Annotated in this window: 8 protein-coding genes; 4 read left to right on the top strand and 4 right to left on the bottom strand. The window is 43.3% G+C overall.

The window, feature by feature from the left end; all coding sequences use genetic code 11:
* The first annotated feature begins 6 nt into the window (after positions 1-6).
* Positions 7-1,344: a UDP-glucose dehydrogenase family protein gene (locus tag H513_RS0100685; protein WP_026798960.1), complete on the top strand. Its 1,338-nt coding sequence runs from the start codon at positions 7-9 to the stop codon at positions 1,342-1,344.
* Between the two features lie 105 nt (positions 1,345-1,449).
* Positions 1,450-2,097, top strand: a complete 648-nt coding sequence (locus tag H513_RS0100680) for a hypothetical protein (RefSeq protein WP_026798959.1) — start codon at positions 1,450-1,452, stop codon at positions 2,095-2,097.
* Positions 2,098-2,103: 6 nt separating this feature from the next.
* Here the strand turns inward: H513_RS0100680 and H513_RS22260 are convergent, their stop codons facing one another.
* From H513_RS22260 to H513_RS0100660, 4 genes are all read right to left on the bottom strand, one after another.
* Complete coding sequence (locus H513_RS22260; protein WP_154655149.1) at positions 2,104-2,448, bottom strand: transposase; 345 nt, start codon at positions 2,446-2,448, stop codon at positions 2,104-2,106.
* Between the two features lie 49 nt (positions 2,449-2,497).
* Positions 2,498-4,237, bottom strand: coding sequence for a glycoside hydrolase family 66 protein (locus tag H513_RS0100675; protein ID WP_036768842.1), 1,740 nt, complete (start codon positions 4,235-4,237; stop codon positions 2,498-2,500).
* Positions 4,238-4,325: 88 nt separating this feature from the next.
* Entirely contained in the window at positions 4,326-7,466 is a 3,141-nt protein-coding gene (locus H513_RS19355) for a glycoside hydrolase family 31 protein (RefSeq protein ID WP_231572053.1), read from the bottom strand.
* A gap of 476 nt (positions 7,467-7,942) precedes the next feature.
* Positions 7,943-9,391: an APC family permease gene (locus H513_RS0100660; protein ID WP_026798957.1), complete on the bottom strand. Its 1,449-nt coding sequence runs from the start codon at positions 9,389-9,391 to the stop codon at positions 7,943-7,945.
* 288 nt (positions 9,392-9,679) lie between these two features.
* On the opposite strand from H513_RS0100660, the gene H513_RS0100655 reads away from it, so the two are divergent.
* On the top strand, positions 9,680-10,366 hold the full coding sequence (locus H513_RS0100655) for a hypothetical protein (RefSeq protein ID WP_154655148.1): 687 nt from the start codon (positions 9,680-9,682) through the stop codon (positions 10,364-10,366).
* Positions 10,367-10,393: 27 nt separating this feature from the next.
* Entirely contained in the window at positions 10,394-11,782 is a 1,389-nt protein-coding gene (locus tag H513_RS0100650; protein ID WP_026798955.1) for an efflux RND transporter periplasmic adaptor subunit, read from the top strand.
* The last annotated feature ends 32 nt before the right edge of the window (positions 11,783-11,814 follow it).

Here is an 11,814-nt window from a genome sequence, read left to right as displayed (position 1 = left end):
ACCCAATTGACGAGAAAAATTGCTGTAGTTGGGGCAGGATATGTCGGCCTAGTCACTGGAGTAGCGTTAGCGCAATTAGGGCACTACGTAACGTGTATCGACGTAGATACAACGAAAGTGGACCAGTTAAATCGAGGGGAGCTTCCGATTTACGAGGAAGGACTAAGAGAGTTATTGCTTGCAAATCGGGAAGCGGGGCGCATTTCTTTCACAGCTCACCCAAAGCGTGGCCTTCGTAGTGCAGAGGTGATTTACATTGCCGTTGGAACTCCTCCAAAAGAAGATGGTAGTGCCGATCTTCGTTACGTAGAGAGCGCGGCCTATGATATTGCATCCTATGCCACACAAGAATGCGTCGTCGTCTGTAAGTCAACTGTACCGGTTGGGACAAACGAGCAGGTGCTCCAGTGGATTGAGAAGGAAAAGAAAGAAGACATAAAGGTGCATATTGCCTCAAATCCAGAATTTCTACGGCAAGGATCAGCAGTTTATGATACGTTCCATCCAGACCGAATTGTCATCGGTTCGAACAGTTCGTATGCATGGGACGTCTTAACAGAAATCAATGCTCCCTTTGAAGCTCCTATTGTGAAGACGGACCTAGCAAGTGCAGAAATGATTAAGTATGCTGCGAATGCTTTCTTGGCCATGAAGATTAGCTTCGTCAACGAAATTGCAAATTTAAGTGAGAAACTAGGAGCAAATATAGAAGATGTCGTATCTGGCATCGGCAAAGATCAGCGTATAGGAGAAGCGTTCCTTCGACCAGGGATTGGATATGGAGGTTCTTGTTTTCCGAAGGATACAAAGGCGTTATCTCATCTTGGCAGTGATTTCATGGAACGATTGCGTCTCATTGAAACGACAGTGGAAGTCAATGACATGCAACCATCGAGGTTAATACAGAAAGCAATCAAACGTTATGGAGATTTAGCTGGTAAGCGTATGGCTGTGCTCGGTCTTTCGTTTAAGCCGGGAACAGATGATATGAGGGAAGCCCCATCGTTGTCTATTGTTAACGGTCTCGTTGATTTGAATGCTGAAGTTGTGGCGTATGACCCGGTTGCCATGGAACGTGCTGCGACCATTTTCGAAGAGGGTGTTGATTTCGCAAGTAGTGTGGAAGAAGCCCTCACAGGCGCAGACGGCGTATTTATTCTGACGGAGTGGCCTGTCATTAAGAATATTGCTCCAGATGTCTACGCCGCTCGTATGAATCAGCCAATCATCTTTGATGGACGTAATTGTTATGGGATCGAGGAGATGAAAGAGGCGAAGCTTGAATACTATTCAATCGGTCGTCCACCTCAATTCGGGCAACTCATTTCCAATCCGCTTACGTAGTTTGCGTTAAATGACTGGTAATCTAGTAATTCTTAGCTACTATATGTATGAATCATAAATTGGATGGCGACACTAACTGTAAAAAACTACGGAAGGTGTCGCGTTATGTTTCTTCGTAACAAACGGTCGCTTATTCGGTTGATCATTATTGTGCTTTTAGCTGGTGCTGCGTACCAACAGATGTGGGCTTCAAAATCAGATACAGAAAATACGTCCCCAACAGAAGAAGGGGAGATTTACGACCATAACAACCCTCGTAACAATCCGCTTCATCTAGAAGAGCCTCGATTGGAACAAGGGACCGTCTCCGAACCAGGAAAACACATTTTGATGCTTGAAGAAGGAAAGGCCCAGCGACTCGTGTTCATTGAGGATTCAACTTTCCAAACGTCCATCCCTTGGGAGAACAAATGGGAAGAAGGGGAGACAAAGGAGCTTGTGAAAGAGGCAGAGCATCAGAGTGGGTTAGATATCGATTATTACGTTCGCTATGATGCTGACGTTCTTGAGCGTCTATCCGACAAAGTAACGCAATCGGAAGAGCTGACAGCATGGTTTGCTGACGCTGGTTTTCCTATGGATGGCCAGAATTTAGAAACACTTGATGTGCAGCAAGTTGTCTCTGGTGTTCAAGGTGTGTCTTTACCAACAATGAAACTGCTCTTTGAATTGTGGAGTGAATTTCAAGGAAGCGTTGAAACGGATTTAACGGTGACGAGTCTAATGAGTTGGACAAATGGAAAGAGGAGCTGACAGGTGTCAGCTCCTATGCTTGTAGAGAAACCTCGTGTTTTTCTGCAAGCTTTTTTTGTGTGGATTGGGCAGGAGAATACCACTCGCTTTCCGCGGACGAACGCCCGAGCCTCCTCGTGAATACCCACACTGCGGGGTCTCGGATCGCCCGTTTTTCCGCACTAGTCTCCTGGTATTCTCCCGCCCTTCACCTATCCTGGATAGATGAAGGAGAGGCTTTGTCATGTTCTGACGTGCCGCCGTCAGTAACGCTTGTTTGTGTACATTTTCTTTTCCACCCGAGCGACAGTAACGCAGCCCGTGCAGGTCAGTTGAATCTCCGAAGCTACGTTCCACTTTCTCTTGTCTCATGTAATAAATTCACTAGAATACAAATAAGGAGCTGACGGGTGTCAGCTCCTTATTTGTATTCTAGGACAACCATGTCCCAATATTTAATTTCAGGTAAAGTGACGGTGATCTCGCCCTCTTCTTGGGTGAACGAGAGTTTAGAGGGGGCACCGCCATTCCAATCGGGGGAAGCAACCCATACGTGTTCCACGGGGCGTTCCTCTTTAATTGATAATTCTAGGTCGTGTTTCGTAGTAGGTTGTTGTTGTGTTCCATTTGAATCACGCCATTTCATGTGTGACGCATCGAAGTAATTGAGCACGTGTATAATTTTAGACGATTCGTTCGTCTTGGCGAAGGAGAATAACTTCCCTTGTTGGGGTTGGGATGAGAGTTGTACCCAATCTTTCGTCGACATCTCGAGTGGAGCTTCCGTAACGTCACCGCGTAACAAGTTCTCATAGGCAACCATGAAATCGTAGTAGTGAACGAGTTGGTCCTGTAATGATTCACCCATTTGAAGCTTGTCGTGTGGGAAGAATTCTTTCTGTAGCATGTGTTCTCCAAGTTCAATATGAGCTCCGCCGCTTGCAAGGATTAACGCATCTGTATAAAGTACCCCTGGCTTGTTGAACTGGCCGTCCTCATTCGCCAAGTCATAGTTCATATAGGCAGCCAGAACAGAATTCTTATTATACGTATCGTTTTCTTTAATGATGTTGTAGAGGTCTCCGTAAGTTTGGTAAGGCTCCCACACTTCTGTATAAAGAAAGGGAACTGTCGATTGTGCAATCGATGACTGTCCATACTGGTTAACGGCATTCATCACGAGTGTTTGGTCGGGCATTTTAGCTTGAGCGTTCTGGATAAATCCATTGTAACTGCTTGCTAGATCAATGGGTTCGCCCTCTTTCGTGTAAACTTTCCCCCTGTCTCCGAGTTGGTCGATGTGCCAACCGTCAAATGGAAGTTGAGAGAACACGTGGTTCATCTCACGATATAGGTACTGCTGCCAACCCACGTTCGTTGGGTCTGTCAAATAGACGTGACTCTTCCAATTCTCTGGTAGAGGATGATAATCATAAGCATTGCCTTGGTCGTCTTTATACATGAACCATTCGGGCTTCACTCCATCTTGCTCTGATTGTTGAAGCGCTCCATACAACAAGTTATAAGCCATAGACGCCATATTCCGATCATCTGCCAATTGGATATAACGGTCAATTGTGTCATAGACTGCGGGTTGATTGGCGATGTTCGCCCAACTTGAAAGAGGCTTCGCGCCATCAGTTTTTAGCGGTTGATGATGCTCGTCATGCCAGTCGTAGTATTGAAGTCCGTTAATATGATAGCGATTAAGCTGCTTGATTGTGTCTTGCTGTTTAGAAGGGTCCATTTCCTCGAAGTGAGATAAAAATCCATATCGTGGAAACTTGGTCCATGTGGACGAAACGTCAACACCAATCGTTTTCGTGCTGCTTGGTGTTGAAACCTTAACCAGGTATCCCTTGTAATCTTCTTTAGGAGGAGTCCATGTCCATGTGGCGTCCTTCGAAGGGGCTTCGATGGTTTCCGTTTCGATTCGTTCTGACAAATGATAGTAATGAATGGTTAGCTCTGACGAAGGTTGGTTGAGCGTGGCAGAGAAGGTAACTGGTTCTCCAGGTTGGTACATGGCCTTGTCAATCTCAAGCGAAGTAATGTCTGATGTGTCACTTGTTGTTGTGTTGGTTGATGGCAGCCACTTTAAACTAATGACAGCAAGGATTAATATGGATAAGGCGATGATCCATTTTGTTCGTCTTTTCATGATGTATGCTCCTTACTCATATAGGAAAAAGACTAACAGACTGGAGTCTGCTAGTCTTTATTCACTAGGTTTCTTTTAATGTTTCTTTTTATAGGTCAAAGATGAACGTGTTGCCAAAGATAAACTTATTGTTCATGTTCTGAACATTATCGTCACCTTGGATGTTCTGGTTAAAGCTATTGTTAAAGAAGCCAAAGCCACCATTTCCGAATAGGCTGAATGAATCAAAGAGGTTATTGACTGTCTTCTCATTCGTGGTAAACCTGTCGTTATCTTGGCTGTTATCCGTGTTTACTACATTTGTTGTGTCATTGTCTTCGTTCACAACAGTTGTATCGTTGTCTTCATTGATTGTAGTTGTGTCGTTGTCCTCGTTCACAACAGTCGTATCATTGTCTTCGTTGATTACTGTTGTATCGTTATCTTCGTTAATCGTAGTGGAATGATCGTCTCCGGCATCTTCATGGTCTTCATCAGACTCGCGGTCGTCATCCTTTTCTTCGTCGTCAGACTCATTCTCGTCGTCTTCGCGCTCATTATCTTCATCATCAGACTCATCTTCATCTTCCTCACGCTCGTCATCGTCAGACTCACGCTCATCGTCAGATTCGTCTTCACGTTCATTTTCATTCTCATGATCAGACTCTTTATCCTCGTCTTCGCGCTCTTCATTTCGGTCGTCATCGTCAGACTTCTTATCAGATCCGCTAGACTTCTTGTCTGTCTTGATTTTTACTTTGCCGGATTCATCGGCAGGGATTGTCACGTAAATCGTGTTCGTTTCTTCATCGTAGAAGTAAGTGCCTTCATTTGCTTTTACTTCTTCTACGCTGTCCACTTGCTTGTATTTCTTATAGCCAACTTTAATTCTCTTCGGTGCTGCTTCTCCGTTTAGCTTAAGTGTTACAGATTCAAGGTCAGAGTTGTAGCCTGTCTCCACTTTCTCTTGTTGGAAGGTAATCTTCTTGCCTTTACGCTCAACTTTGAAATCTGTGATGTTGAATGCACCATTCTCATACTCGTAAGATTCGCCATCATCTTCATAGAAGGAGTATGTCGCTTCTTCGTCAAGATACGTGTCTAGTACAAGGTTCTCTAATGGCTTTTCATCCGTGTATTGCTGAACTTCACGGGTAGGCACCATGGAATCTTTCTTCATGAAGATTGGAAGCTCATCAAGCTCTGCTGTAACTTGAATCGTTTGTCCGCCTTCGTATTCTTTACCTGTCCAGTAGTCCACCCAGTTCTCGCCTTCTGGAAGATAGACGTCACGTTTAGTCTGGCCCTCTTTCACAACTGGGGCAAGCATCATGGACTCACCAAACATGAATTGGTCTGCAATATCGTACGTGTTCTCGTCCTTTTGGAACTGATACACAAGCGGTTGCTGTACAGGTGAACCTGTCTCAGACGCATCTTTAAACGTGTTGTAAAGGTAAGGCATTAGCTTGTAACGCATTTCAATATATTTCTTACTAATTTCTTCGACTTCTTGACCGAATGCCCAAGGTTCTTGACCTTGCTTCACTTCTGCCTTCGCATCATTATCATAGTGGATACGGGAGAATGGAAGGAATGCGCCAACTTCAATCCAACGCGCGTACATCTCTTTATCTGGACGGTCTGCGAAGCCACCGATATCGTTTCCGACAAATGGTTGTCCGGAAAGACCTACGTTCGCATTCATAGGAAGAGACATTTGTAGGTGATCCCATTGACTTACGTTGTCCCCTGTCCATAAGGCAGCATAGCGTTGAGTACCTGCGTATGCATCACGTGTAAGGACAAATGGACGTTCTTCTGGTTTATACTTCTTAAATGCATTGTAAGTGGCTTCTGCTTCATCATGTCCGTAAAGGTTGTGGTACGCTTCGTGCGACATTGTATCTTCGCCTTCTCCAAATTCTACATCTAGAGGCATTGTATGATAGGGACCATCGAATACGGCTGGTTCGTTCATATCATTCCATACGCCATCGATTCCTTTGTCAAAGAGAACATCATGTTCGTTTGCCCACCATTCACGAACTTCTTCGCGTGAGAAGTCAGGGAATACGGAATCTCCAGGCCATACTTCACCGACAAAGTTAGAGCCGTCTGGGTTCTTCGCGTAATAGTCGTTTTCGACGCCTTCTTCGTAGAACTCATAGCCTTCTTCCTTCTTAATCGCCGGGTCATTAATCGTAATCTTATGGAAGTTCATATCGTCTAGCTTGTTGTGTAGATCTTCACTGCCGTAATCATCTGCCCATGTGAATACTTTGTAGTCCACCATGTAGTCGATATCAAAGTGCATCGTATCAAGCGGAATGTTCTTCTCACGGTAAGTTGAAGCTACATTTTCAATTTCATCTGCTGTATAGCCCCATTTACTTTGGTGTAAGCCAAGAGACCATTTTGGAGGGAGTTCCATTTTCCCTGTAAGTTCTGTGTAGCGATCTAACACGTCTTGGATTTCAGGGCCATACATGTAATAGTATGTAAGCTGTCCACCATCAGCATAGAAATAGTAGTAATCATCGCTTTCAGAAGCCATTTCGTAGTAAGAACGGTTGGCGTTGTCGAATAGGATTCCGTATGCTTTCTCATCTTTTAGTCCCATAAAGAATGGAACAGAAGTGTAAAGGTATTTGGTGTCCGTTTGGTATGCGTATGCATCCGTGTTGAACATGCCTAGGCTCTCACCGCGCTGGTTTAAGTTCAAGCCAGCTTGCTCTCCGAATCCGTAGAAAGCTTCATCTTTATTCGTTTTCTTATACACATAAGGACGGTCTTCGTCATAGCCGGAGCCGTTCTTCATATAATCTTCGTTAATCACATTGCCATCACTATCAAGGAATTTAATCCCGAATGGCTCTGTCTTAATCTTAACCGTGATTTCTTCTGTTTCCATTGTAATGACATTGTCTTCTTCTTCAATGTCGAACTCAGGTGCATCCCATTCTTTCTTAGCGATTCCAGAAGAGTAGTATTCTTCCTCGCCGTCTTTTAGGATGGATACTTTCGCCATGTCTTCTGCAAAGAGGCGGATTGTCGCTGTTTTGTTGTCGGATAGTTGTAGTTTCACACCGTCTTCAAGTTTCTCGAATCCTTGAACAGACATCTGTTTCTTTACGTTCTCCTGGTTAAGCTCTTCGTCTGGGTGGGGCTGAGTCACCGCTAGGACGTTAGGAGCTGCTGCTGTAGCAACGGTAGTCGCGACTGCCATGGAAGCAATAATACGACTCATGTTTTTTGATTTTCTGTACATCTGTTCTGTCACCTCATTTTGGGAATTTGTACGAAATGGGTTGTACACGGTAAATATACAGGTCGGGTGATTTGTCTTCAATGGAAGGACGATGGAAAAATGGTGGAAGGACTTATGAACTATACCGTTGATTTAACAAGGATGAAACCGATTACAGATGACTTCTTCCATAATAAACAAAAAATGTATAATCGTCCTTTAGGCGGAGTTGTTACATGGAGTTAATATGAATAGGGACGAATGGCCCCTTTTTTGTAACAATATAAAAATAAAACAATTAATAGGATTGGTATAGATGATTTTATATAGGACTACAGTGGGGAATTTAACTAAATATAGTTTAGATTTTATAGGTAAAGGGTAATTATAGAGGCTTAGATCAGTTAAAATGTAAAAAAAGCCAGCGATTCTCTCGCTGGCTTCCCGTAAATAGATTTCAATGGTCGAATATTTTATTAGATCTCTTCTTTACCAAGAATAAGGTAGTTCAATTCACGATTAGAGATTTTATTAATGTCTTTACGTTGTACGAGATAGAAGACAATTCCAAGTACTACCCAAATAATCAGTGCCGTCCAAGGTTGAGCTGCAAGTGCAGCAGGTGAACCAGGGATGAGGAGAAGCGCTAGGAATACAAGAGAACTAATAATTCCTAGTAAGGAAAGAAGCTTTTTCCCTGGGGCGACTACATTTAAGTTTGTGCTTGTACGACCTGCTTCATTCCAACTAAAGAACTTATAAGCTGTAAAGCAGCAATAGAAATAAGCGATCGCCACACCGGTTGAGGACATATCAACAATCCATAGTAGTGCTGTACGTCCGAACCAAGGAGCAATCAAGCAAATGACAGCTGTAAACAGAATACCAACATAAGGTGTTTTGTGTTTCGGGTGTAGCTTACGAAACATGCTTGGTAGGATGCGTGCACGACTCATAGCGAATAGTAAGCGGCTTGAAGAGAGGTAGAAACCATTCAAACCAGTAAAAATGCCCATGACGAGCGCAGTTGCAATGGTAAAGACTCCAACTTTGCCAAGTACACTTTCAATAGCGACCCCAGTTCCCCAGTTCAAGTCCTGAGAGACCAACTGCTGCCAAGGTTGAATGCTTGCAGTAATGAAGATCATAATGGCATAAGCCACACCAGCAGCTAGCAAAGCATAAACGATTAGCTTGAATGCTTTATTCGCTGGGAAGTTAAATTCTTCTGCAGCCTGCGGGATATTATCAAATCCTACATATGCAAATGGTGCAATCGCAAGTATCGATAGAATTGCAGCAATAGCAGATTTGTCTGTCGCAAAGAGCGGTGTAAAGTTCGCTGTGCTTGTCGTGTCACTCATTAGGGCACCAATTGTAACGAGTGTGACACCTGCGATGAGTATCATCGTAAAGATAAACTGAGTACGACCTGAAAAGCTTGTTCCGCGAATGTTGAAAAACGCGAAAAGTATGAGGGCTAAGCTTGCAATTAAGATTTCACCGAAGTAAACGTCCCAACCTGCAATCGTATACAGATAGCCAACTTTGACTAAGTTCGGGAATAGGAATTTCCCTAACAGTGCTAAGGCCGTTGCGTTTAAAGCTACAATACACATATAGCCAAGAGTTAAGAACCAGCCTGCGATAAAGGCGTGGGTACGGCCAAATCCGATATACGCGTACGCAAATTCCCCACCGGATACCGGGAAGTGCTTAATTAAGAAGCCATAGCTAACGCCAATGACAATCATTAAAAGGGCACCTAGTAAAAGTCCGATGACAGCGCCGAGGGGTCCTGCATCGCTCATCCAATCTGTTGGAAGCACGAATGCTCCCCATCCAATTGCTGAACCAAATGCAATGGCCCAAACCCAGTGGGGCTTCAGCGTTCGGTCTAACGTTTCTCGATTTTCGGTTTCCATAAAGTATAAGAGCCTCCTAAATTGATGTGGAAAAGTCCTATGCTATTATACGAAAAAAGGGGGTAAGCCTGTCAATAACGGAGCATGTGAAATTCCACAAGTTCATTATGTAGAGATAGAGTTTAGATGAATTAGAAGTGATATAACCTAGTTTTTGCTTGATTAAACTGAAATATGACAGAACATAACAAGAAAAGAGAAGAATTTTACGAAAACTTGAATTTCATATTAGGATGATTTGAACTATGATAGGTAATAAATGTAGACTCAAACTAATGAGTTCCTTACATGAAGTTTGTAGAAAGAAGGATGTGTGGCATGGATAACGTGGGGATATTTAAACTCTATATTCGACAGGAAGATCAACTTCATCGAATCAAAGCTGCTGAGAAAATAGTCGGGTTGTGGAAGAGGGTTTTTCTTCTCCTCCTCTTAACCGTTGGTATATACGGATTGATGGCATGGTTTGGATTAGGTTCTCAACCCATATCGAAGCAGGCAACAGCTGTTTCGGTCTCAACTTATGAATCCTTGAAACTATTCTTCGTACTTGGGAGAATGGCGTACGGTTTACTAGTAGGAGTTCTTCTTCTATTTTTCAGCTCTTTTCTATTCTGGGGGTTTACGAGGGTTCCCTATCGAAAACTGCTGACGATGCAGCTCAATGTAGTAGGAGTGTTATTAGTAGAGCGGATCTTTTGGATTGTGATGATGGTAACGCTTGGGCTGGAGTGGTTTGTATCACCTCTCTCGTTTGGAATTATCGCGAGCTATTTCACAGACAAAGAATGGATCGTTCTCATCGCGGGTGTGTTATCGATCGTTCAGGTATGGATTGTATGGTTCCAATATAAATTTATTCGTTTCATCGGTGAACTGGCCCGTTGGAAAACATGGATCCTCGTGCTAAGTGTACATATTCTTTATTGGGCTTGTGCCGTTTGGCTTACATATTTTGATGTACAATTTTTATAGGGAAAGCTTTTGTTCAGGAGGTTACTAATGAAGCGGAAAACGAAAAGGAAGCTCCTCCTTCTTGCGTTCGTTCTTTTTATCGTAACGAATGGTGTTCTCCTATGGTATGAGGAGGGGCAACTTACACAGACATCCTTTGTCCATCAGTACGACAGTATTTACACAAACGATTTGTATGAGAAGGTGTACGAAGAGGGCGTATTTGAATCTTCCAAGCAAGAGCCTCTTTACTTTGATGATGAGGTTGGTTCTTTCCAACAATTCCTTGTGCAAGAGGGCGATGAAGTATCAGAGGGTACGCCAATCTATGAATATATTGTGCGTGATTACAACGTGACCCGCAATCGTTTGGAAACGCAATCTGCAAAGGTGGAAGATGAAATCGATGCGTTACAAGCTTACATAGATGAGGTGGAAGATTTTCAAATACCAGAGTCAGATTTAAATCGTTCGTTGGAAGAGGAAGAAGATAAAGAATCGTTCGTTGGAGAGGAATTACAAAAAGAGACAGCAATTAAAGATAAGCAACTCCAACTGGCTCAAAAACAAGCGGAACTTGAGATGTTAACCAATCAATTAAACCAGCTTGAGGCTAGTGGTCAAGTCATTGAAGTTTCGAGTATACACGAGGGTACAGTAACTAAAATTTCTAAATCTTTAGAGGCCCCTTTAATGACAGTAGAAACGAATGAATGGATTGTTTCTGGTAATTTGGATGAAGGGAATCGTAAGCTAGTTGAATCAGGGATACCTGTAAGGGGAACGGTTGAGACCAATCAGACAAAATGGGAAGGTTCTGTGGACCGTGTACATACTTATCCCGAAAAAGAATCAGAGGAAAGTGTTTACCCGTTTATCATTACGTTGGACGATGTAGATGATCGCGTATTGCCTGGCTATCACACAACCGTAGAGTTCGTAACGGCAGAAGCATTAGAAGCAACGACTGCTAAGTCAAATTGGATTCATGAACAAGTTGTCCTTGAAGAAGGGGCAGATCATGAGTCTGGAAACGACGTTGTGAGTGATCCTCAAGAAAGTGCCAAACGTGAAGAGCAGGAAGAAGTTTCAGATGATGAAACCAGAGAGGTAGATGATTACGAAGCTACTGATTCAACCGAGGAAAGGCTAAAAGAAAAGTTAGGAGAGAAGGTTCGCTATGTCTGGGTCATGACCAGCCAAGGGACAATTGAAGCGACCCAAGTAGGGACAGGGTTAGAAGTCAATGGAGAAACTCAGGTGGTCAGCGGGGTCTCAGAAGGGACGTTTGTGGCTGATGCTGGTCCTAAAGCTTATCAAACAGGCCAACCATTTATTACACCCGTACAAGCTAACGAGATTTCCTGGACTAATTTAAAGATTCAAGAGCCTCGTACAATTTGGACGTCTATTAAGATTGGATTATTACATCGTTAACAAAGAAAATAGACCTCTTAGAGTAAGGAGAG

It is taken from the genome of Pontibacillus halophilus JSM 076056 = DSM 19796 (assembly GCF_000425205.1).
GTDB lineage: Bacteria > Bacillota > Bacilli > Bacillales > BH030062 > Pontibacillus_A > Pontibacillus_A halophilus.
This window is presented reverse-complemented; position numbering and strand designations above follow the sequence as displayed.

Excerpts from the sequence above, each read along its gene's own strand:
- H513_RS0100680 (WP_026798959.1), top strand. The coding sequence starts at position 1,450 with ATGTTTCTTCGTAACAAACGGTCGCTTATTCGGTTGATCATTATTGTG.
- H513_RS22260 (WP_154655149.1), bottom strand. The coding sequence starts at position 2,448 with ATGAGACAAGAGAAAGTGGAACGTAGCTTCGGAGATTCAACTGACCTG.
- H513_RS0100675 (WP_036768842.1), bottom strand. The coding sequence starts at position 4,237 with ATGAAAAGACGAACAAAATGGATCATCGCCTTATCCATATTAATCCTT.
- H513_RS19355 (WP_231572053.1), bottom strand. The coding sequence starts at position 7,466 with ATGAGTCGTATTATTGCTTCCATGGCAGTCGCGACTACCGTTGCTACA.
- H513_RS0100660 (WP_026798957.1), bottom strand. The coding sequence starts at position 9,391 with ATGGAAACCGAAAATCGAGAAACGTTAGACCGAACGCTGAAGCCCCAC.
- H513_RS0100655 (WP_154655148.1), top strand. The coding sequence starts at position 9,680 with ATGAAGTTTGTAGAAAGAAGGATGTGTGGCATGGATAACGTGGGGATA.
- H513_RS0100650 (WP_026798955.1), top strand. The coding sequence starts at position 10,394 with ATGAAGCGGAAAACGAAAAGGAAGCTCCTCCTTCTTGCGTTCGTTCTT.